Origin of the sequence: Oceanobacillus sp. MO10714A (assembly GCF_037072045.1) — a bacterium.
Lineage (GTDB): Bacteria > Bacillota > Bacilli > Bacillales > Amphibacillaceae > Oceanobacillus > Oceanobacillus indicireducens.
Map to the genome: position 1 here is coordinate 28,585 of NZ_JAXHDC010000023.1, position 21,906 is coordinate 50,490.

Annotated in this window: 21 protein-coding genes and 3 pseudogenes; 3 read left to right on the forward strand and 21 right to left on the reverse strand. The window is 38.4% G+C overall.

The features are described from left to right. Positions 1-97 precede the first annotated feature (97 nt). From SPD53_RS12185 to SPD53_RS12235, 11 genes and pseudogenes are all read right to left on the reverse strand, one after another. The gene (locus SPD53_RS12185; protein ID WP_156857964.1) at positions 98-772 is read right to left on the reverse strand and encodes a FadR/GntR family transcriptional regulator; all 675 of its coding nucleotides are present in this window, start codon (positions 770-772) and stop codon (positions 98-100) included. A gap of 124 nt (positions 773-896) precedes the next feature. Beyond that, complete coding sequence (locus tag SPD53_RS12190) at positions 897-1,631, reverse strand: plasmid pRiA4b ORF-3 family protein (protein WP_336252730.1); 735 nt, start codon at positions 1,629-1,631, stop codon at positions 897-899. A 79-nt stretch (positions 1,632-1,710) separates the two neighbouring features. After that, a complete protein-coding gene (locus tag SPD53_RS12195; RefSeq protein ID WP_336252731.1) occupies positions 1,711-3,222 on the reverse strand; it encodes a fatty acyl-CoA synthetase in 1,512 nt (503 codons plus the stop codon). Positions 3,223-3,255: 33 nt separating this feature from the next. Then, positions 3,256-3,387, reverse strand: a pseudogene (locus SPD53_RS12200) (hypothetical protein); the annotation flags it as partial. A 309-nt stretch (positions 3,388-3,696) separates the two neighbouring features. Further along, complete coding sequence (locus SPD53_RS12205; protein ID WP_336252732.1) at positions 3,697-4,260, reverse strand: Uma2 family endonuclease; 564 nt, start codon at positions 4,258-4,260, stop codon at positions 3,697-3,699. 144 nt (positions 4,261-4,404) lie between these two features. Next, positions 4,405-5,022, reverse strand: a complete 618-nt coding sequence (locus tag SPD53_RS12210; protein WP_336252733.1) for a flavodoxin family protein — start codon at positions 5,020-5,022, stop codon at positions 4,405-4,407. Between the two features lie 285 nt (positions 5,023-5,307). Continuing rightward, positions 5,308-6,524: pseudogene (locus SPD53_RS12215) on the reverse strand (NRAMP family divalent metal transporter). Between the two features lie 50 nt (positions 6,525-6,574). After that, on the reverse strand, positions 6,575-7,411 hold the full coding sequence (locus tag SPD53_RS12220) for a hypothetical protein (protein WP_336252734.1): 837 nt from the start codon (positions 7,409-7,411) through the stop codon (positions 6,575-6,577). Positions 7,412-7,442: 31 nt separating this feature from the next. Next, positions 7,443-8,132: a DUF2848 domain-containing protein gene (locus SPD53_RS12225; RefSeq protein ID WP_336252735.1), complete on the reverse strand. Its 690-nt coding sequence runs from the start codon at positions 8,130-8,132 to the stop codon at positions 7,443-7,445. 32 nt (positions 8,133-8,164) lie between these two features. Further along, positions 8,165-8,950 carry a carbon-nitrogen family hydrolase gene (locus SPD53_RS12230; RefSeq protein ID WP_336252736.1) on the reverse strand — a complete coding sequence of 262 codons (786 nt, stop codon included), beginning with the start codon at positions 8,948-8,950 and terminating at the stop codon, positions 8,165-8,167. 16 nt (positions 8,951-8,966) lie between these two features. Further along, positions 8,967-9,641, reverse strand: coding sequence for a GntR family transcriptional regulator (locus tag SPD53_RS12235; protein ID WP_336252737.1), 675 nt, complete (start codon positions 9,639-9,641; stop codon positions 8,967-8,969). Between the two features lie 342 nt (positions 9,642-9,983). Between SPD53_RS12235 and SPD53_RS12240 the strand changes: the two genes are divergently transcribed. Beyond that, on the forward strand, positions 9,984-10,943 hold the full coding sequence (locus SPD53_RS12240) for an ABC transporter ATP-binding protein (protein WP_336252738.1): 960 nt from the start codon (positions 9,984-9,986) through the stop codon (positions 10,941-10,943). Then, positions 10,936-12,456 (forward strand): ABC transporter permease/substrate-binding protein, encoded by a 1,521-nt coding sequence (locus SPD53_RS12245; RefSeq protein WP_336252739.1) that lies wholly within the window; start codon positions 10,936-10,938, stop codon positions 12,454-12,456. Before SPD53_RS12240 ends, SPD53_RS12245 begins: the two co-directional genes overlap by 8 nt. A gap of 65 nt (positions 12,457-12,521) precedes the next feature. On the opposite strand, the gene SPD53_RS12250 is transcribed toward SPD53_RS12245, so the two are convergent. From SPD53_RS12250 to SPD53_RS12290, 9 genes and pseudogenes are all read right to left on the reverse strand, one after another. Further along, the gene (locus SPD53_RS12250) at positions 12,522-13,031 is read right to left on the reverse strand and encodes a type 1 glutamine amidotransferase domain-containing protein (protein ID WP_336252740.1); all 510 of its coding nucleotides are present in this window, start codon (positions 13,029-13,031) and stop codon (positions 12,522-12,524) included. A 284-nt stretch (positions 13,032-13,315) separates the two neighbouring features. After that, a pseudogene (locus SPD53_RS12255) lies at positions 13,316-13,555 on the reverse strand (PfkB family carbohydrate kinase); the annotation flags it as partial. 612 nt (positions 13,556-14,167) lie between these two features. After that, positions 14,168-14,404: a hypothetical protein gene (locus SPD53_RS12260; RefSeq protein ID WP_156857920.1), complete on the reverse strand. Its 237-nt coding sequence runs from the start codon at positions 14,402-14,404 to the stop codon at positions 14,168-14,170. Positions 14,405-14,628: 224 nt separating this feature from the next. Next, positions 14,629-15,411 carry a flagellar motor protein MotB gene (locus tag SPD53_RS12265; RefSeq protein ID WP_336252741.1) on the reverse strand — a complete coding sequence of 261 codons (783 nt, stop codon included), beginning with the start codon at positions 15,409-15,411 and terminating at the stop codon, positions 14,629-14,631. After that, positions 15,404-16,189, reverse strand: coding sequence for a flagellar motor stator protein MotA (gene motA / locus SPD53_RS12270; RefSeq protein ID WP_156857918.1), 786 nt, complete (start codon positions 16,187-16,189; stop codon positions 15,404-15,406). The genes SPD53_RS12265 and motA overlap by 8 nt, the downstream gene beginning before the upstream one ends. A 333-nt stretch (positions 16,190-16,522) precedes the next feature. Beyond that, positions 16,523-17,470, reverse strand: a complete 948-nt coding sequence (locus SPD53_RS12275) for a nucleoside hydrolase (protein WP_336252742.1) — start codon at positions 17,468-17,470, stop codon at positions 16,523-16,525. Positions 17,471-17,480: 10 nt separating this feature from the next. Then, the gene (locus tag SPD53_RS12280) at positions 17,481-18,422 is read right to left on the reverse strand and encodes a nucleoside hydrolase (protein WP_336252743.1); all 942 of its coding nucleotides are present in this window, start codon (positions 18,420-18,422) and stop codon (positions 17,481-17,483) included. A gap of 184 nt (positions 18,423-18,606) precedes the next feature. Beyond that, positions 18,607-19,710, reverse strand: coding sequence for an NAD(P)/FAD-dependent oxidoreductase (locus SPD53_RS12285; RefSeq protein WP_336252744.1), 1,104 nt, complete (start codon positions 19,708-19,710; stop codon positions 18,607-18,609). A gap of 196 nt (positions 19,711-19,906) precedes the next feature. Then, positions 19,907-20,833, reverse strand: coding sequence for an alpha/beta fold hydrolase (locus SPD53_RS12290; RefSeq protein WP_156858074.1), 927 nt, complete (start codon positions 20,831-20,833; stop codon positions 19,907-19,909). A 470-nt stretch (positions 20,834-21,303) separates the two neighbouring features. On the opposite strand from SPD53_RS12290, the gene SPD53_RS12295 reads away from it, so the two are divergent. Next, positions 21,304-21,546 carry an alpha/beta-type small acid-soluble spore protein gene (locus SPD53_RS12295; RefSeq protein ID WP_268239576.1) on the forward strand — a complete coding sequence of 81 codons (243 nt, stop codon included), beginning with the start codon at positions 21,304-21,306 and terminating at the stop codon, positions 21,544-21,546. Between the two features lie 51 nt (positions 21,547-21,597). Here SPD53_RS12295 and SPD53_RS12300 read toward each other — a convergent pair whose 3' ends face one another. Then, positions 21,598-21,789, reverse strand: a complete 192-nt coding sequence (locus SPD53_RS12300) for a gamma-type small acid-soluble spore protein (protein ID WP_156855036.1) — start codon at positions 21,787-21,789, stop codon at positions 21,598-21,600. Between the last annotated feature and the right edge of the window lie 117 nt (positions 21,790-21,906).

The following is a 21,906-nucleotide window of genomic DNA, read 5'->3' on the forward strand; positions in this document are numbered from 1 at the left end:
TTCGTTATGAACTTTAAAGCGTTTATAAAGTGAAGGATTACAGACCGTTAATGGGTAATAAAAAATAAGAACCCCTATGACTTCAATCATAAGAGGTTCAATCCAATCCCAGTGCTTTCATCGCATGTAAAATATGAATCTTCATTGCACTTCTTGCCCCTTCTGGGTTGCGGTTTCGCATAAAGTCCATAATCATACGATGATCACTGATTGTATCTTTAATCGCCATTTCTTTTTCATTCGTTAAAATAACGCCTTTTGCAATCGCTCGTTGAATGACAGGCATTAGTCTTTCCATAAATGCATTGTGTGTCGCTTTCACAATGCATTTATGGAATTTATGCTCCACTTCTGTGCGATCTTCGTTGTTTTTTACTTTTTCTTCTATTAATAAACCATAATCAATAATTCGTTTTAACTCGGCTTCACTCGCTCGAATCGTTGCAAGGTAGGCAACCTCTGGTTCAAAGATGAGACGGATTTCATATAAATCTTTCGTGTCGATTTTAGCATCGGCAAGGAAGCTTAAGGATTCGATATTGTTGATGTCAACGTCATCTTTGACATATGTACCTTTTCCACGGCGGATTTCTAAAATGCTGTTTGTCACAAGAATGCGGATTGCTTCCCGTAACGTTGTCCGGCTGATATCAAGTTCTTCGGATAGCTCGATTTCGTTTGGTAGTTTATCTCCTGGTTTAAAACGTTTTTCTATAGAAATCATCGCAATAATATCGTCTGCAATATGGTCAGATAATCTTTTTTGAACCATATACTTTATCACCCTGTTTTGTTTTCTTACTAGTATAGCATATAGGTTATAAAAGCAGATTTCGATAAGTGACAGGAAGCAATAAAAGTTTTATGATAAGTAAGAAACATGCGGAATCGATTTCTTATTTCTTTCTATACTTATCATTAACCACCACATACCCAACATGGTTAATCTTATCCCACTCTGTCTTCTTGTAATTGAGCATCTTAAGCATGTGATTAATCCATTCAAAGTCATATTCTCTAAAATTGAAAGAGTCCGCCCAAGCTTTGGTATCTTCATGATCAGGATGATTTGGATTCCTGTAAATTTCAAGAAATTCATAAAAATTGTCCATCCCGCCCACATCTTCAGGTGGCGCAGTTCCCGCTCCATCCAGAAGGGTAGGATAACCAAAATAGTAATCATCGACTATTTTTTCAAGTTTAATTGTGAAATTCCAATTATCGCCGTAATCATAGACATAGTTAATTTCTTTGTATTTTTCCAAGTATCCATCAATTTTTAAACCACTAGGTTTCCGAACTTCTGCCTGCTCCCTCCCTTGATATTTTTGCTCGAATACCCGCATATTATCTGGCATTGTCTCTAATCGTTTTTTGAAAACAGCCTTGTTCTTTTTATAATTCTGATACTCCAGATATGCTTCTTCATTATTCGTTACTTTTATATTTTCTTCTATCAAGTTAAATTCATAGAGGTGATAGCCATCTGAAGGATAGCCTCCCTGAAAATTGGTCACAGTTTGGATCAAATCATGCAATCTTTTATAAGTTGCGTCCGCTGGCATAATGACGCTTCTCCAAATTAATGGATTGGATTCTTTTAGTTCTATCGTTATAATATATGCTTTCATTTTGTTGATACGCTCCTTGCTTGATTCTATTATTAGTGATTGTATCATCACCTCTCCCTCGCCTATTAATAGAATTTAATTAGTTCCGAGAATCTGCAACAACACGCAATTGCCGCTTCAGTATCTTACCACTAGCATTCCGCGGCAATTCCTCTACTATTTCCACTTGTTTCGGAACTTTGAAGTTCGCTAAATGAGCCCTTACATGCTCGAGGATTTTTTCTTTTGTAATCGGAGCTTTTACAACGATAAAGGCAGACACTGCTTCAATCCACTTTTCATCCGGCACACCGACAACAGCAACTTCAGCAATCTCAGGCAGCTGATAAATACAATCCTCAATCTCCCTTGAAGCAACAAGCACCCCACCAGTGTTAATAACATCCCTCACACGATCAACCACTTCGATAAAGCCATTCTCATCCTGCTTAACGAGGTCACCAGAGCGGAACCATCCATCGACAAAGGCATCTTCTGTAGCTGCGGGCTTGTTCCAATAACCAAGGCAAAGTTGAGGAGAGCGGTAAGCAATTTCACCAAGTTCACCGGTTGCGACACGATTACCCTCTGAGTCCACGACTTGTGCCTCAACGAACAGTAGAGGTCTACCTGCTGAACCTGGATGGTCTGCATGCTCTTCTGGACGCAGGACCGTACAAGCTGGCCCCATTTCAGATTGGCCGAACACATTGTAAAAACCGAGTTTCGGCAAATGACTTTGTAACCTTTCAAGAATTGGTCCAGGCATAATCGAAGCACCGTAATACGCTTTCCGCAGCGTATCAAGCTTACGAACCTCGAGATCCGGGTGATTCGCTAAGGAAACCCAAACGGTTGGTGCGGCAAAGAAGGAAGTAATCGCTTCTTGTTCCATCGTTGCTAGCACCTCTTCAGGAACTGGTGCAGGTAGAATCTTATTCCAACCTCCGACCATTAGAGCAGGCAGCAAGAACACATGCATCTGTGCCGAATGATAGAGCGGCAAACTATGGAGCGCCCTGTCCGACTCCTCAATGTCCAACCCTTGAATACAACTCATATAATGGTAAATCAAGGCACGATGTGTCATAATCGCACCCTTTGGATCAGACATTGTTCCCGACGTATAGAGAAGCTGCGCAACATCTGTATCTTCCACAGCAAATTCATCATCCTGCAAGGTTTTATCATCGTCACTCAGAGCCCACGTAAGGATTTCCTCTTCAAAAAGCAAAACACTCCGCACACGATTTGACTTCGTTTTAGTGATTGTCTCTGCTAATTCACGGTCAGCAAAGATAAGAACCGGGTCCGAATCGCTAAGAATATAGTCAAGCTCATCTCCATGTAATTGAAAATTCACTGGGACATGGATAGCGCCTAAACGGGCAGTTGCCAAGAATAAAAGTACATACATATCGGAATTTCTTCCATAAGCGGCGACACGGTCTCCTTTTGTAACACCTTGTCCACGCAAGCCCTGCGCAACACGTGTAACTGCTTTATCCAGTTCTAAGTAACTCCATTCCCTTTCATCAAAAATAATAGCAGTGCTATTTGGGACACGCGCGGCTGTACGTCGGATCGTTTCGGCTATAGTGCTTGTTCTCACGGTTCATTCATCCTCTCTAATTTGGTGGTAGCTTTAATAGCTTAATAATAAAACCTCACCCGGAACTACAGGTAAGACTTTTCCTCTATCAACTACGAGAGATTGCCCCTTAATATACTTAACTTCTTCGGATGCTAAGAAACAAACTGCCACTCCAATATCCTCTAGTTCACCATAGGGATTCTGTCTGTTAACCTAAACATATTAGTTAGTTTCCTCTTTTAGCATTAAAAATAGAAACTTTTTTGCCATTATCGGATCGTTCGCAGATTTTTTTCCAATCGCTGCTGGGTTGACGAATTTCGCTATTATTTATTATATTAGTAATTCAACTCTCGAACACTAATTGAATGATTATTGCGAATATTTAAGTTAAAAACAAAGTAAGTATATATGTCACTCAGGTGTTCACCGTCAAGAATAGCATCCCTCCCCTTAACACATTAGACACGAGATATCCTTTCCATTCTACATTTAAAAAATCAAATCTAAATCGATGAACAAATCATCGAATATATTAACCTTTACTTTATCTTGCTTTGAAAATGTTCCCTTTTTGACAAATTCCTTGTTCTCCAAAAAATAAACTTCAACTAAATCATAAGCTGGATCCACTATCCAATACTCTTTAACACCACTATTTTTATAGAGATTAAATTTTGTCACCTTATCTTTTTGAGCAGTTGACTTAGATAATATCTCAATAACTAAATCCGGAGCTCCCGCAATATGATTTTCTTTCTTCTTACTTTTATCGCAAATAACAGAGATATCTGGACGAACCCACTCTCTTATTTTCGTAACGTCCTCTAGACCTTCTAATGAAACATCAATTTCAGGTATCACTTCGCACTTCTTCCCCCGTAGATAAATGTTAAATTCTGTTACGAGTTCCTTTGCAATTGTATGGTGCTTCACACTTGGAGAGGGGGACATATTATAAAGTTCGCCATCAATTATTTCGTATTTTACATTTTCACCCATACTTAAATATTGATCATAAGTTAACATATTATCTTCTTTTCTTAAAGGCATCATTTTCTACCTCCCCTTGTATAGTATACTACACTTTATTTTCATTTTATTCTACACAAATTAAGGTAATCTTCTGCCCTCCTTCATTACAAAAAACCCCCAAAGATATTCATTCTTACCTTTGAGGGTCAATCTCCATAATTTCACTTACTCACTCACATTTCCCTCCGCAGGGATCGGATTATCCTTCAATATCTTCGCTAAGTGAACAAGATTATGACTTGCAATCTGTGCATTTTTTTGTGTGAATTCATTATTTTTACCTTTGGCCTCAATGTAAGATGGGCCTGGACCGGCATCCCCCACCCAGTAGGACAGTGGATTAGGTGGCAAGGAGAATCCAAAATGTCCTAAGCTAAAGAGAATATCTCTTGCCGCATGTTTGGCACCATCTTCATTACCAGTCACTACAGCCCCGGCAACTTTATTATAATAGACGGGTTGTCCTTTATCATTCGTTTCAGAACCGGACCCACTAATTCGTTCCAGAACCATTTTGGCAACACTACTCTTTTCACCAATCCACAAAGGTGTTCCAAAGAGTAGAATATCAGCATTTTCTATTTTCTCTGCAATTACTGGCCACTCGTCCCCGTCGCCCATATCAGCCTCAACGCCAAATGCTATATGATAATCTACTACTCGAATCGTTTCTGTTTCTATTTGTTTTTCTCTAAAGACATTGATGAACTCTTCTAACAAAGCATCAGTATTGGACACTTCATTAGAGGGTTTTAAGGAACAGTTTAAGATTAATGCTTTCATAAAAGACACTTCCTTTCTTTAATATATATTGTTTCTTCCCGATTTCCTTAATGTATAATCGTTGTTCAGATAACTAGATCATTTTCGCTGCGCTAGGTACGTTACCTAACAATTATTGATACAACTCAAGAGTTGACAGATATAAAAAACGAGTCAATCAGGGATATTTCCCGATTAACTCGTTGAATCAACTTAGAATCTTAAAATCTATTCTTACTTCTACTAAAAAGTAGTTTGGCAGTCCTACTCTCTATAGCAGGCTTCATTTACTATTGGACTCTAAAGTTAATCATTCCAAAGTGCTGCGATACCTTCTAAAGAGAACCAACCCGCAATTAACGTAATAATGACGGCAAGAATACCAAAAGCAAGTAGCCATGTTGGATGATGGTAATCACCAACAATACTTTTCTTCCGCGATGCAATCAGTACAGCGCCCAATGTAAGTGGTAAGATCAAGCCATTTAAAGACCCTACAATAACTAAAATGACGACTGGTCTTCCAACAAATACAAATACTAAAGTTGAAAAGGCAATGAATCCAATAATAATATATTTACTATATTCTGCAAACTTTTTATGGAAAGAACGCAAGAAAGAAACACTTGTATAGGCAGAACCAATTACAGAGGTCAATGCTGCTGCCCAAATTACGATACCGAATATTTTATATCCGACGTCCCCTAGAGCAATTTGAAATACAGAGGCTGCAGGGTTACTGGCATCAAGTTTATACCCAGCTGTTACAACACCTAATACCGCGAGAAAAAGAAAGACTCGCATGACACTTGTCGTGAGTATTCCATAGCTAGCTGCTTTTGATACGAGAGACACATGTTCTTTTCCAGTTACGCCAGCATCAATTAAACGGTGTCCCCCTGCAAATGTAATATAACCCCCGACGGTTCCACCTACTAATGTAACAATTGGAAGGATTAGGGACCTAAATTCATCCGGAATGAAACTCTTTACTACGGCTTCTCCTACCGGTGGGCTAGTTGTAAACATGACATACCCAACCATCGAAATCATGACTACTCCAAGAATAACCACGACAATATCCATAACTTTCCCTGCATCTTTCAATAAAAATATGATAATTGCCAAAATTGCAGTTATGACTGCACCTGTTTCAGCTGAAACGCCGAACATGACGTTCATTCCAAGTCCCCCACCGGCTACGTTTCCAATATTAAAAGCCAGTCCTCCAATCACGATCAATACCGCAATAGAGATCCCAGTCCCGGAAAGACCATATTTGTTACATCTTGTCCGCGTTTTCCCGTTACAACAAGGACACGCCATATATTTAACTGCGCCCCTATATCAATGATGATAGAAGCTAAAATGGCAAAACCAAAGCTCGCAAGAAACTGTTCGGTAAATACCGTAGTTTGTGTTAAAAACGCTGGTCCAATTGATGATGTTGCCATTAGGAAGACAGCGCCCAGTATGATTCTCCTACGCCCTACAATTTGATTCACGGGTTGTAAATTACTCATTTTCTTTCTCCCTCCACTTCCACTGTGATAAAAAGTATTAAATAAAACTCTTATGAACTTATTATCTCTAACTTTGTAATACTGTCCGGAAACATTTCCGCAATATAAATGGACCCGCTTTCATCAACTGCTATTCCATGACCGTATATCCCAAAGGTTCGGCACCTTCCTATCAAATTCTGTTTCGAATCAAATAAGTTAAGACTTGGAGTTTGATCCGTTACATAGATATAGCCTTCTTTATCAAACCATATATCCATCGGGTGATACAGATTCCTCATCTCTTGAAGAAAGGCTCCCTGCTGGTTAAAGATTTGAATTCGATTATTCTCACGGTCTGTAATATATAAATGATCTTGGCTATCCGCTACAATTGCATGAGGGGTTGAAAATGCTCCTGCTTCTGCCCCTTTTTCTCCCCATGTATTCACTAATTGCCAATTAGAATCGAAGTGGTGCACGCAACAATTCCCATAACCATCCGTCACATAATAGTGTCCATTTGATGTCATCGCAATGTCCGTTGGATGGTTAAAAGGTCTTCTCCACGCTCCAGGAAATCGTTTGTCCCCAATACTATCTAGCTTTTCACCAGTATGGTTAAAAAATACGATTCGATGAGAATCACGGTCTACTACAAATACTTTATTATCAGGAGTTGTATACAAATAGTGCCCATCAACGATATCCATATCTGTCCAAGAATCAATCAGTTCACCAGTACGATTAAAGATCAACATAAAAGGTTGGCTTCTCTGCAATACAAAGATTTTTCCCTCATGGTCAATTGTTACTGCCGAAATATTCGTGTAAGAAAGGGAAGTCGGAAGCTTCCCCCACCCTTTATTTACTTGATACCGCTTCGGACCAAGTCGGAATACATGCATAAAGGAATCACCTCAAATTCTTTCATAAGAATTATACGATTGGCTCAGTTAGTACATTTACATAATAATGATGTTTAATAGAACGATTTAAAACAGGATCACGTAATTCAAACTCATATTTGTCAGCAAAATCTAGCGTATTTTCCTCCGTATTTATTGTAGCTGAGAAGAACATATTTCCATCATCTTTTACATTGAGCTTGGAAAAATGCTCCTCCCATTGCTCTGGATTTAACAAATCTGCACAGGTTCCTTGTTGATAAACCTTTTTTTCTCCCTCAGAAGTTACCCAACAGATCAGTTCTAATTGATTCCAATGGTCTTTTACATCCTCATATTTCCATACATCTCCAGCAATCACATTCGGATATGCCTGTTTAGACATTGGTACACTGAATGTTTCTAATTTCCGATCAGTATGATCGCTACCAACAGTGACAAATAACTCGTCATCATGCCAAATAAGTACGTATTCAATTTCTCCACTTGTTTCTTTATGCTGGACTTGTACTTCTGATGTCGTTGAAACAATATAATCAGAAACAGGGAAAAGAATCGGAGTTGTGGTAGGAGCCTCCACACCTAATTTCACCAATTCATCAATATGTTCTTGGACTTTTTCCTGGTCACTTCCCGCATATCCAGCATTAAATACATGATTAACGTCAAATTCAATTGATTTATTTTCTCCTTGCACATGTAAGCTCAGTTTGTTTTTCATAATAATTCCTCCATTATTCATATTTTTATTTATTAATATAGTTTCGGTACTCTGCTAGAGAAAACCGGAACACTTTCTCTAATCTTAGGGACAGCATCTAAATCTAGCGTCGCAATGAGCGTCTCTTCCTTTACCTCACTTCCAACTTTTATTACATCCCCCCAAGGATCAATAATCATCGATGTCCCCGCAAAGGTCTCGGTATCATTAGAGCCAGTAATATTAGAAGATACAATGAACATTTGATTCTCAATCGCCCTAGCTAATTGCAGATATTTCCAATGGTTTTTTCTAACTAATGGCCATTCGGCAACAACATGCAAGATTTGGGCACCCTCCAAGGCAAGTTTCCTCGCAAGTTCAGGAAACCTCAAATCATAGCAAATAATAACCCCCATCTTGATTCCTTCCAGTTCAAATGTTTCTATCTGGTTTGTACCACCAGTTAAATATTTATGTTCATTAAGCATTGGTACTAAATGTATTTTGTCATATCTATGCACAACAGATCCTTCTCGGTTTATTACTAGACTTGTGTTATATATTTTCCCTTGTTTTTTGTTTGCAATTGAACCCCCGACAATATTTACATGATGCTGTTTTGCTAGTTTCTGCAGCAAGGACTGAGTTGGCTCGTTATCTTCATCGGCAAGCTTGTCCAGTTCTGCTAGTGTAAAACCGGTGTTCCACATTTCCGGAAGTACAAGAACATCGGGTTTTTCTTTTTCCATCGTTTCATTAATCCAACTACTCACTTTCTCCCTATTTTCTTGCGGGTTACCAACAATAAGATCCATTTGATAAACTGCATATTTCATTCTTTAACCCCCTGTTTTAATTACTACTTCTATCCATACTATTATAGGATTTCATTGTATTATCCAAATGTAGAAGTAAAGCTGTTTTTGCATCTTCAATATTTTTAGCTTCTATAGCCATGAGAATCGCTTCATGCTCTTCAATTACTTCGTGCATTCTTCCTTTTTTCCTGATGGCCCGATGGCCAATCAGAACAGTTAGATCATGTAATCTCATGAAGAATTCTTCTATTAAAAAATAGTTAGTTCCCCGAATAATTTGATTGTGGAATTTTTGATCCAACTTCATAAAAAGTTGCTTATTCTCCTTGCTAACTGTCTCTCTTTGTTCCAACAAAATGTGCTTCAATTCCTGAACCTGTTCTTCTGTAACCACTTTCAAAAAATCCATCAATACTTCTTTTTCGATAGCTCTTCGAAGGATAAAGATCTGATTAATTTCTGTTTTTGAAAACCCTCTTACCTTTACTCCTTTTCTTGGCACCGTTTGCAGTAAACCGTCGTAAACCAAACCCTGAACCGCCTCTCTGACAGGAGTTCTTGATATACCTAGTACTTTCGCAAAGTCTTCCTCTGTATAATATTCCTCAAAATCCAGCTGGTTTGAAAGTATAGCAGATTTCAATTCTTTGTATGCAATTTCGAAAACTGTTTCTCTTTTAATAGATTTACCAAAATTAAGCTTACTCATTTCGTTACCCCTCTGCGAATCTTAATGTATACATAATACAGTATACATAAAGATAAGTAAAGATATAATAATATGAATACTTTATTTTTTCTCTCCCTTGCCTCTTATGATTATGAGCGATTAATTAATAATCGAGCCAGGCTCAAGAAAATAATAATACCTTTCTTAAAAAAGGTAAAAACATACACAAGCAATCGTATTTTTATTTGAGATTAAGCAGACATCCCACCCTTAACCTGAACAAACAAAAATCTGCCCCCTTTTTCATTGAGCTTTCACCAAACTCCCATTACACTTAAATGAAAGTCAAAGAACTCCTATACAGAAAGGATAATTTTCCCAATGATTTCTTTTGAAAATGTTTCAAAAAAATATAATGGCGATACGCCTGCAGTAGATTCCATCAACATTACAGTTAATAAAGGGGAATTTTTAGTATTAATTGGTCCGAGTGGCAGCGGAAAGACGACGACATTAAAAATGATCAATCGCCTCATTCCCCTGACAACTGGAACCATTTATATGAATGGAAAAAGGATTAGCGACTATAAAATAGATGAACTTCGCTGGAATATCGGTTATGTTTTACAGCAAATTGCGTTATTTCCCCATATGACGATAGAGGAAAATATTGCAATTGTGCCCGAGCTCAAACAATGGAACAAAGAAAAAATCCGCAATCGTGTAACTGAATTATTGGATATGGTTGGTCTTGATCCTATTATGTACCGGAACCGGAGACCTGACGAACTTTCTGGCGGCGAGCAGCAACGAGTTGGCGTTGTCCGTGCTTTAGCAGCCGATCCGGAAATCATTTTAATGGACGAACCTTTCAGTGCATTAGACCCGATCAGTCGGGAAAAATTGCAGGAGGATATCATTCATTTGCAGCGTACCATTAAGAAAACAATTGTATTTGTTACACATGATATTCAAGAAGCACTGAAACTAGCGGATCGGATTTGTTTAATGAAGGAAGGGAAAATCATTCAGTTAGGAACACCAGATGAACTAATAAACGAGCCAGCGAACGACTTTGTCCGAGATTTCGTTGGGAATGCCGGCCATCCAGGGACAGATTTTGATTTGGAAAAATTTATTCATCCCCTGCCGAATCTGACAGGACAGGAAGCTCCTACTATTTCCATCCAAGCAACATTGGTCGAAGTGTTAGAGCGTTTATCCGACCATGATTCTCTTTCCGTAGAAAAAAACGGAGTTCCGATTGGGATTGTGAATCGGCAAATCATGATCGATTATTTCTCCCAACAGGTAACGAAAGGGGGAAATAGCGATGAATAACATGATCGAAGTATTCCAAAACCGCCAGCATGAACTATTTCAAGCGCTCATCGAACATATTCAGATTTCATTTATTGCGCTCTTTTTTGCTGTCTTAATAGCTGTACCACTCGGTATTTATTTAACGAAAAAGATTCGTTTTGCGGAGAGTATTATTGGGATTGCTGCGATGCTGCAGACGATTCCTTCCTTAGCATTACTCGGACTCTTCATTCCATTGCTAGGGATTGGTAAAACTCCCGCTATTATTGCCTTAGTCATCTATGCCTTACTTCCTATTCTCCGCAACACGTACACTGGAATTAAAGAAGTGGATTCCTCTTTAATTGAAGCGGCGAGGGCAATGGGAATGAACACAAGGAAAAGATTGTTGAAAGTGGAATTACCGCTTGCGATGCCAGTGATTATGGCAGGAATTCGGACGGCGATGGTATTAATTATTGGAACTGCAACCCTTGCTGCATTAATCGGTGCAGGAGGTTTAGGAGATCTGATCCTGCTTGGAATCGATCGAAATAATTCTGCCCTTATTTTACTTGGAGCGATTCCAGCAGCAATACTTGCTATATTATTTGACCTCGTGTTACGCGGCATCCAAAAACTTTCGTATAAAAAGACACTCGTCACAATTGGAATCATCGTTGTCTTCACTTTCGGTGTATCCGTGATCCCCAATTGGCTCGGTGGAGACGAAGATACGATCGTAATTGGGGGTAAATTAGGTTCCGAGCCAGAGATTTTAATTAATATGTATAAAATCCTAATCGAAGACGAAACCGATTTGAACGTGGAATTAGAACCTAGTCTTGGGAAGACAACCTTTTTATTTAATGCTTTGGAATCGGGAAATATCGACATTTATCCAGAATTTACAGGAACGGCAATAACGCAATTTCTGGATGAGACCCCAGTAAGTAATGATAAGGAAGAAGTATACGAACAGGCCAGATCCGGATTACTCAAGAATAACGATTTAGTCTTGCTAGAACCGATGGATTATAATAATACGTATACATTAGCTGTATCTAAAGTCTTTGCCGAGGAGCATAACGTAAAATCAATCTCTGATTTACAGGGATTAGAAAACGAGGTAAAAGCCGGATTTACTTTGGAATTTACGGATCGCGAAGATGGATATATTGGTATTCAAGAACTTTATAATCTCGAATTTCCTAATCTCGTAACAATGGAACCGAAGCTGCGTTATACAGCGATTGAGCAGGGAGATATTAATGTATTAGATGCTTATTCTACGGATAGTGAGTTGAGACGCTATAATCTTACCGTATTGGAAGACGATCTAGAATTATTCCCTCCTTATCAAGGTGCCGCCTTGCTGAGAAGTGAAACGCTCGAGGAATATCCTGAACTGGAAGGTATCTTAAATCAGTTAGCCGGGAAAATAACGGATGACGAGATGCGGGAGATGAATTATCAGGTGACTGTCGAAGGAAGAAGTGCTGCGGAAGTGGCGCGGGAGTTTTTAGAGAATGAAGTGCTCCATACAAACTAAAGCAGAAAATCGGTTTCTTCACTGTTAGAAACCGATTTTCTATGTATTCCTTGATTAATTAAAGTTTAGGATAATTTCGCTAAAATTTCACGAATAAAAGCAGGTTCATCCTTAGGTGTACGTGAGGTAATCAAATTTTCACTAACTACAACTTCTTTATCGTGGTAGGCCGCACCTGCTAGTTTTACATCATCACGAATTCCGATGAAGCATGTTGCTTCCTTTCCTTTTAGAACGTCAGCACTAATCATGACCTGTGGTCCATGACAAATACCAGCAATTAATTTGTCGTTTTGATTGATTTCCTTCACAAAGCGAACAACGTCATCATTTACACGCAATGCTTCCGGAGCACCTCCACCTGGTATAATAACCGCATCAAACTCGTCAGCTTTTGCCTCAGAGGCCCCAAGATCAGCAGTATAGGAGATTGTTCCTTTTTTCCCATCACAGCGTGCACCTTTTTCCAAACCAATAATGACTGTTTCGTGCCCTGCTTCTTTAACAGCTTTATATGGATTTTTCATTTCAGAATCCTCAAAGCCACTTGCTAAAAGAAATGCTACCTTAGCCAAATTAACTACCTCCAGTTTAAATTTATTTACAAGGTTATTTTAATTTACGAGCAAGAAATTAGCAAAACAACTGCTTCAGGTAAAACCGGATTATAGTAAACTTTATTATAAAAAGTGATTGCGTATGCAGGCGAATCATTATATATGTTGATGCTAGTATAGTTTCATGGACACATCTAAGTTAAATTTTATACAATGAATTTCAAGGAGGATGTGTCCAATGATTACAAAAAATAATGGTAAACGATATAACGATGATTTTAAAAAAATGATTATCGATCTTTATCATTCTGGAAGTTCTGTAGGATATCCTTTCCAAACTGATCGTCCCCAACCGCACCAATCATGGTAACTTCAGCTCCTAATCTTGCAGCGGCTATTGCTTGATTGGCGCCTTTACCACCGTGATAAGTTTTAAATTCTCCACCTAAAACGGTTTCACCTTGTTCAGGAAATTCTTTAGCAGTCGTGACCATATCAATATTAATACTTCCCACGACACAAACTGCCGGTTGCTTTTCCATATGATCACCTCTCTCTCGTAATTAGTTGATTTTATATTCTTCCGACGGGATCTTTTTATTCGGTTTTCCTATGTTTTGGATATACCCACGTTGTAAAAAGCCGTTTAAAATTAATTATCTTACTGTACTTCATCTAAATAGCCTTCAAGCCTTTCAACATACCCCCTGGAAACAGCTGCTATTTCGGCGACATCAAGGATACTTTAACCATATGTGTAACGGGTTACATATAGATGAAAAAACTTGGGTTCGCATATTTGTGTAATCCGTTACATATAGAATAATACTGTTATAAAAAATGTCAAATCATTTTTTAAATAAAAAGGCAAAGTTATATTAAAGTCACAAGTTATTTTGCAATTTTGCTAGGGAGGAAATATATTTTTCCGCCCCAATTTGGCCAAATAATAGTGGAGAAACAGCACATTCCTATACAGATGATGATGAACTCCTTTATCAGTAGGTACAGATGTATCGAGCATTTTTCTCCCAATTTAACTTTTTATTAAAGTGAAAAATCCTTAAGTTCCAGTTTTCTTAATTCAAGGCTGTTCAGTAATGCAAAATCCCACTCATCACATTTACATGTTGAGTGGGATTTTAAGAGTGGGCTCACTCTCCATTAATAATCTTCCTATACTCTTCTTCCGACATATTCAAAGCTTCTGCAGAATACTTTGTCCCTTTTTCCTCATATACTTTTCTAAAAGATTCATCCAGCTCTTCTGCAGTAATAACGCCTTTTTCGATTAATAGATTTGCAAGTGCTTCTGTTGCCACACGCTCTTTAACAATTTGCCCAAAAATCCTGCCCATCGTAGCATTTAACTCGGTTTTGTCTTCATACATCTTAATTCCTCCTACCAAAAAATGAAACCGCATTTAGTGGGGTATTACAGAACGTAATGCCTGATAATATACGACAAAAGAGATTAGAAGAAGTTATCTTGCATGCTACTATTTTTCGTCCTTTTAGTCAAAGTGCCGATTCAACTATAGGGAGACAGTCCACCAACAAATAAATCTCACTTGCTTTCTCCAATCGATTTTAAACTCCATTTCCGTGAATTTGCTTAATTTTCTTCAACATCTATTTCGTAGTTAGGCAAAATAAGAACCTCTACTCGTCTATTTTTCTCCCGGTTCTCTTCACTCGTGTTCGGCATAATTGGATGGTACTCACCAAATCCCTTCGCACTAAAGCGAGCTGGATCATGTCCTCCATTTTCCAAAATTAATCCCATGAAGTTAACGGCTCTTATTACACTTAATTCCCAATTCGAAGGGAATTCTTCGTTGTGAATCGGCCGGTCGTCTGCATGTCCGCTTATCTCAATATGATGAGGCGGATCGGTGTTTAACAACCTTGAGATTTCGGTTATGATTTCCCTGCCGCCCTCATTAACTTCAGCGCTCCCCATATCAAACGTGACATCATTTAAAATCGTGACCATTAATCCTTCATTGCTTAATTCTGTTGATAGTGCATCAGTTAGTTCATTTGTTTCGATATAACCATTGATACTCGCTTGAAGTTTTTTAAGATTTTCTACTTCTCTCATACCTTCACTTAAGTCTTCTTCATTTGCCTCATTATCTTCTTTACTTCGGTCTTCATCTATGGCAGTTTCTGAAGGATCCTCCGCTGGGCTTTGTTCCAGTATAATGGATCCACCGCCAGAGAATTCACTTTTAAAAACTTTGGAAAGCTGTTCATACTTTTGGGCGTCTATTTCGCCCATGGCAAATAATACAATAAATAATGCCACAAGCAATGTCAGCATATCAGAATAGGGAAGCAGCCATGAATCATCTGATTGAGCTTCACTCTTTCTTCTGCGTCCCCGGCTACTCATCTTCTGTCACCTGCTTTATCTTGGCAATTTCTTTTGAAGTGAGGTACGAACTCAACTTATCTCTCATCGCCGCCGGAGAATCCCCATTCACGACGGAAAGAATCCCTTCCACAATAATTTCCTTTCGTTGAATCTCTTTTTTCGATTTCTGTCTTAATTTATTTGCAAACGGGTGCCATAATACATAACCTGAAAAAATCCCTAATAAAGTTGCAACAAAAGCCGCTGCTATCGCTTCCCCCAAGATTTCCATATCATCCATATTACCAAGTGCGGCAATTAATCCAATAACAGCACCTAACACTCCCAGCGTGGGCGCATACGTACCAGCTTGCGTAAAAACTGCTGCACCTTCTTCATGTCTCGTTTCCATTGCATAAATTTTCTCGAGCATGACTTCACGGATGAACTCCGGTGAATGACCATCAACGGTCAATTGTAGTCCGGAAGAAATAAAGTCATCATCCCATGCTTCTATTTCAGTTTCTAAAGATAACAAACCTTCCCTACGAGCTTGATCGGACATCTTTGAAAACTTTTCAATAAGCACTGGTATATCATCTTGTTCCTCTTCTTTAAGCAATATTTTAAAATAGGAAGGAATCTTTTTAATCGTGCTTACAGGAAATGCTATCAATACAGATGCAGCCGTTCCTACAAATATAATGAGAAGTGCTGCCGGATTAATTAAGGCTCCCGCACCAACACCTTTTAAAACCATCCCAACAGTAACCGCAATAATTCCTAAAATAATACCAATAATTGATGTTTTATCCATCTCTGTACCTCCATCAAATAACTCTATAATACTACATAACCTATATCGGTCTTTTGTACTGTTTTTGAAGGTAATATGGAAAAGAAGAAATAATTAATTTATTAGGTAAACATTTTTACTAGTTAGTTTTATTATCTTATCTTTATGATTTGATTGAAACCGAGGTGGCTATGGAGAAGATTAAAAACGCAATGTCTAGGAATTAATATTGGAGCTATGACGCGGAAGTTTTTGGAGGCATCGAGGTTATGGAAGTTAATTGAAACATTAAGAACGTGTATTAAAAGGCGTATGCATAGAAACTTGCCATACGCCTTCTTGAAAGGAAGAATTTTATTGAATCGTTTTTAAAACCTGTAATAGGATCTCTTTATACCTGGCTCGATCAACAGCTTCACAAACACGAACATTAGGTTGTTTCCCACTCCTATTATTAATATCAACCAAGCTGTAACCTCTTGTCAGTTCACCTTTCGTTTCAACAGCTACATAATACGCATTAGATGACGTCATGATTTCTTCATTTGCTGCAATCGCTACTAATATCGTATCCGGATGTGTTGTACCATTCAGACGATGAACCTTTGCATTGAAATCTTTCACTACTTTATTAATTTTAATAAAGAAATCGGACCCGGTTGTATTCAACTGTTCAATCTCTTTATGGTCATCATTGTCCATTAGAGAATATTTTGTGCAAATATCCCAACCAACCATTGTAATCGGTATACCTGAATGTAAAACAATATTTGCAGCTTCAGGATCTACCCAGAAGTTATATTCAGCAGCAGCCGTAATATTGCCTAATGTGTTATTTGTTCCACCCATGATGTAAATATGTGGGATGTCCTTTATAATTGTAGGATCCTTTTTAATTGCCATCGCAATATTGGTTAGTGGTGCAATAGCTAATAGAGAGACTTCACCAGGCATTTCTTTTACTTTTTCAATGATAAAATCAACCGCATGTTTTTCCTCTGGTCGTTGCTTTGCTTTTTCAAAAAAGGCATCGCCCATTCCATCCCTGCCATGGACATCTTCTACCGTACGATGTTCTTCTTCTCCTGTTGCGAGGATAGGGCCCTCGTATCCCTTATAGACAGGAACATAATAATCTTGATTGGAAACCTGAATAGAATATAAAGCATTCTCTACTTGTTGATCAAACGCAACATTTCCACCTGTAATTGTTACACCTTCGACTTTAAAATAATGTAATGCTGTTAATAGAGCAATTGCATCATCACCAGCTGTATCTGTATCTATAATAATTTTTCGCATTCTTTACACCTCAATCTTGTTGTCTTGCTAGCTCTGTAATGTATTCAAAAAACGCATCGCGGTCTACTTCATAAACTAAATTGACCGGTCTTCCATTCTCTGAAATAACTGTTTTACCTTGACTCGCCCCTTCAGTATGAACAATACTCTTCACTACCTTTTGCTTGACTAGATCCGGTTTCCCAATGCTTGCTGCGGTTAGCACATCCCAGAGAAAATAAGTCGAGTTCGTCTGAAAATGTACAAGAGGAGGTACCATCGCATAACATTGTCCAAGAAAATCGATTCCGATATTCGTTCGCTGCGCCGCCCAATAATTTCGAATATCTACTGTTAAAGGAACCATATTGGTACTTTCTAACGCGACTAGATCAATTTCAATTTTACTATCCCAAACAACTTTGACAGCATCCGGATCCCAAAAAGCATTCCACTCAGCTGAACCATCATGTTCCGGCTCTTCGACATTTCCTTTTTCTAAAAATGTACCACCCATCCAAACTAATTTTTCAATATTGGATTCAATATCTGGCGCAACATATAATGCTCGAGCAAGATCTGTCAGTGGTCCAATAAACACCAATGTTACAGGTTCATCGCTTTCACGAATGTGTTTAATCAAATGTACATGCGCCTTAAGTTCTGAAACACTAGTGTTGATTCTTCCCGATTCATTCAAGATTGGTAACGCATCGATAAAAAATGCGTGCATACGCCAATCTTTAGGAAAAGAATGTTTCCCACGAGAACTAGAGGCTGCTACATCTATCCCTTTATTATTCCCAAACCGATCAATAATTTTTCGGCTAGCATATAATGCCGGCTCCAAATAACAGTCTGCCGGGATAACACCAACGCCTAATAAATCTACCTCTTCCATCTGGAGTAATAGAAATAAGGATACGAGGTCATCCACACCTCCATCGTGATTGAGGTATACTCTTTTTGTCATTATGATTAACTCCTTATCAGTTCATAATAATTCATTTAATTGATTTCCTGGAGTAAGTTTATTTTTCGCACCTAAATCTACATTAATACAGTTATCATTATTCTCACTTAGCAGAATAATACCTACTCCGCTACTTACATCGTCCTTACAAAATAATATAGGATGCGGTAAGCTTCAACATTAATTACCTCATCAGATCATACGGTCCTAAATCAATATCAATCTCTTCTCTCAGCGCCATCTTTCCAGCCAATGCTCCCACATAGGGCCCCATCGTCAACCCAGAAGCCCCCAACCCTGTTGCAACAATGACATTTTCCAAATTGGGAACTTCGCCTAATAAAGGTTTATTATCCGGACTCATTGGCCGAAACCCTATCCGGATGTCCTGCAATGTTTGACTTTGGAGACCTGGCGCGACTTTCAATCCTTCATTCAGTACTTCCTGAATCCCACCTGCCGTTATCCGATAATCATAACCACTTCCAGCTTCACGTGTCGCACCAAAAGCAATTCGATTATCATCAAAAGGAACAATATAATGACTGCTATCTTGTGGAAGAATAACCGGCCAATTTGAAGTATCTTCATTCACAGCCAAATGGACAATTTGCCCGCGCTGGGGTTCCAATTTGATAGAAGTACCGACAGATTGCAACAAGTCATTTGTCCAAGCACCAGCTGCAATAATAACTTGATCAGCTGATAAATTTCCGCTGCTCGTTGAAACCGAAACCAGCTTGCCTTCTTTTTTCAGTGCAGCTTTTTCCTGTATAACTTTTCCATTACTTTTCTTTACGCCTTCTACTAAAGCGCTAGCGAGCAATCTTCCATCCAAGCGAGCGGCACCTGATAAATAGAGCGCATGCAATTTTTCATTTATTTGCGGGAAAAATTTATTGGCATGTCCAGCTTGTAATACGTCAATATTTCCAATTATAGGAAATGCCTCTTTTTTCTTTTCTAATTGCTCCTTCAATTTACGAATGACCTCTATGTCTTCACTCGTTGCAATTGCACCTGTCTGCCGATAACCAGTGTTCGTCTCCCCCAGTTCTTTAAGAGATTCGATCAGCTCTGGATAATACTGGGCTCCCCTGCTTGCTATCCTGAACCAATCAGAATCATTATACCGTGAAATCCATGGACAAATAATCCCTGCGCCAGCTAAAGTCGCCTTCCCTTCGAATTCCTCATCAATCAACGTGACATCAACATTTTCATTCTGCGATAAATAGTAAGCAGCACAAGCACCGACGACTCCCGCGCCAATAACAATGACTTTCATGTTTTTCCCCCTTGTATGATTTCCGTATTGTCAAAAGATCCTAGTTAAAATGAATCTTTCATACTTTCTTCTATATATGGTTCGCTTCTCTTTGTCAATAGGATGTATTTTAACTGGAAAAAAGTTTTCACTGGATATAGATAGGGAGAAGCGCGCTAACACTTCTCCCTGCAACCGCCTCTGTTAGGTACTCCTTTTATATCGTACCATTTATAAAATCAATAATCCCCTCCACTACTTCATCACGAATATCTCTGTAATTATGAATTTCGTGTCGGTAACCGGAATACAACTTAGTTTTTACAAAGTTACCCGTCTCTGCAAGCCAATTGGAGACTTGATACACGCCCTCCCCATATAAACCTACCGGATCAAAGTCACCTGCAATATTATAAACAGGAATAGAGGAAGGGACCTTCTCTGCCCATTCCGTACCAATAATTGTTTCCATCATTTGAACAAAGAAATAGAGGGAGCGAATATTTGGTGTTGAAGTAAAATTGTTAAACGGATCATTCGCATGGTCTGTCACAACGTCAGGGTCGCCACTTATCCAGTCATTTGGACTATTTGGGTTCTCTATCCGCTCTGTCATCCAGCCAAATAAGCTTTCAAGATAACTATCTTCGACAACTTCACCATCCCCCTCATCGATACGCTTTTTCATTTCTTCAGATATCTCTTTTAAATTCGGGAAAACACCAGATGTTCCACATAAAATAAGTCCAGAGATTCCTTCCCCATATTTGGTTGCATATCCTCTTACAATCATGGAGCCCATACTATGTCCGAACATGAAATATGGAAGTCCGTCATACTCTTTCTGAACAATTTCTCGTAATTTGTGCTCATCTTCTGCCATCGTCATGTAGCCCTTATCGCCCCAGTCATTCCAATTGCCTGAATCATACGCCGTTTTCCCGTGGCCAACATGATCATCTGCTGCAACTATAAAACCCGCTTCATTAAGCACAAGAATCATATGTAAATACCTGCGCGAATGTTCACCAAAACCATGGACAATCTGGACAATTCCTCTCGGCTTACGAATTGGCGTGTAAATCCATGCTTTTATAGTGTCCTTTTCATTAAATGATTTAAACTGGACTTCTTGTATCGCCATGATAGATACCCTCCTATGATCAGAGTTTGATAGATAATGGTCTTTTCTAGATGTATCGGTTCTCTCTGAACCAATCATTTTACCGAAATGATATACTTATTTGGAATCGATGTCAAAGTAAACTCAAGAAGGAAGCTGTGAAAGTTCATCCAATCGTTTAGCCAGTCTTTCACCACTTATACCAGAATGATTTAATTTTTAATATAATCTTCACAAAACTTCAAGTAAAGTTTACCTATATTACTTTGCATCATAATCTCCTTTCCATGTGAATTCCACTCTACCGTATTTCGTGCTTTTTAAATTTAAAAAAACAGCATAAATGCCCCCGACAAGCAATTATCCCCTTAAAGAAACATCACTATATTATCCATATTAGCCACTTTAGATTTTGATAACAAATAATTGAAAACCTTTAACAGGATAAACCAAAATTTTTCGGAAATTCTATTCATAAGGAGGTGTTTTACGTGGCAAAGAAAAATCTCAGTCAGTTTAAAGGACGTGTAATGAAGGAAGCTGGATATGACGTAGATCTTAATAATCCAGAATCGATAAAATACGAAGTTGCTGAAGAACAAGGCGTACCTTTACAAAAAGGAAATAACGGACATCTTACCTCTGAGCAAGCAGGAAAAGTTGGCGGACCAATCGGTGGCAATATGGTTAAAGAAATGGTTAAAATGGCAAAAGAGCAGATTGCAAACAAATAATTAAGACTCTCCTGCTGGTTTTAACACATGAACCAGCAGGATTAGCTTTTTTTATTGTCCTTGTTGATTCTTTTTCCGAACTTGTTCAGCGTTTGTATTGCTATAAATTTCAGTTCCATGGCCACCAGTAGTCCTTGCAATATACTCTTTTGCTTCGTTATATGACATACCAGAATTTTCATTTGCCCGTTTTACTTCTTCAATATTGGTACCGGATGCTGTATATTTTGTATTATTTTCCATAAAGTCACCTCGCTTTTTTCGGTGAACTTAGTTTTTGCGGAGATGTTTTATTTATAAAGGAAACATTTACCTATAACCATTGACTGAGAATGGGTATAAATCGATTTTAGTATTATC

Coding starts and splice junctions, on each gene's coding strand:
- SPD53_RS12240 (WP_336252738.1), top strand. CDS start 9,984: ATGATTTCTTTTGAAAATGTTTCAAAAAAATATAATGGCGATACGCCT.
- SPD53_RS12190 (WP_336252730.1), bottom strand. CDS start 1,631: ATGAAAGCATATATTATAACGATAGAACTAAAAGAATCCAATCCATTA.
- SPD53_RS12185 (WP_156857964.1), bottom strand. CDS start 772: ATGGTTCAAAAAAGATTATCTGACCATATTGCAGACGATATTATTGCG.
- SPD53_RS12290 (WP_156858074.1), bottom strand. CDS start 20,833: ATGGCGATACAAGAAGTCCAGTTTAAATCATTTAATGAAAAGGACACT.
- SPD53_RS12300 (WP_156855036.1), bottom strand. CDS start 21,789: ATGGAAAATAATACAAAATATACAGCATCCGGTACCAATATTGAAGAA.
- SPD53_RS12225 (WP_336252735.1), bottom strand. CDS start 8,132: ATGAAAAACAAACTGAGCTTACATGTGCAAGGAGAAAATAAATCAATT.
- SPD53_RS12260 (WP_156857920.1), bottom strand. CDS start 14,404: ATGTATGAAGACAAAACCGAGTTAAATGCTACGATGGGCAGGATTTTT.
- SPD53_RS12280 (WP_336252743.1), bottom strand. CDS start 18,422: ATGACAAAAAGAGTATACCTCAATCACGATGGAGGTGTGGATGACCTC.
- motA (WP_156857918.1), bottom strand. CDS start 16,189: ATGGATAAAACATCAATTATTGGTATTATTTTAGGAATTATTGCGGTT.
- SPD53_RS12220 (WP_336252734.1), bottom strand. CDS start 7,411: ATGCATGTATTCCGACTTGGTCCGAAGCGGTATCAAGTAAATAAAGGG.
- SPD53_RS12230 (WP_336252736.1), bottom strand. CDS start 8,950: ATGAAATATGCAGTTTATCAAATGGATCTTATTGTTGGTAACCCGCAA.
- SPD53_RS12205 (WP_336252732.1), bottom strand. CDS start 4,260: ATGATGCCTTTAAGAAAAGAAGATAATATGTTAACTTATGATCAATAT.
- SPD53_RS12275 (WP_336252742.1), bottom strand. CDS start 17,470: ATGCGAAAAATTATTATAGATACAGATACAGCTGGTGATGATGCAATT.
- SPD53_RS12210 (WP_336252733.1), bottom strand. CDS start 5,022: ATGAAAGCATTAATCTTAAACTGTTCCTTAAAACCCTCTAATGAAGTG.
- SPD53_RS12235 (WP_336252737.1), bottom strand. CDS start 9,641: ATGAGTAAGCTTAATTTTGGTAAATCTATTAAAAGAGAAACAGTTTTC.
- SPD53_RS12265 (WP_336252741.1), bottom strand. CDS start 15,411: ATGAGTAGCCGGGGACGCAGAAGAAAGAGTGAAGCTCAATCAGATGAT.
- SPD53_RS12285 (WP_336252744.1), bottom strand. CDS start 19,710: ATGAAAGTCATTGTTATTGGCGCGGGAGTCGTCGGTGCTTGTGCTGCT.
- SPD53_RS12245 (WP_336252739.1), top strand. CDS start 10,936: ATGAATAACATGATCGAAGTATTCCAAAACCGCCAGCATGAACTATTT.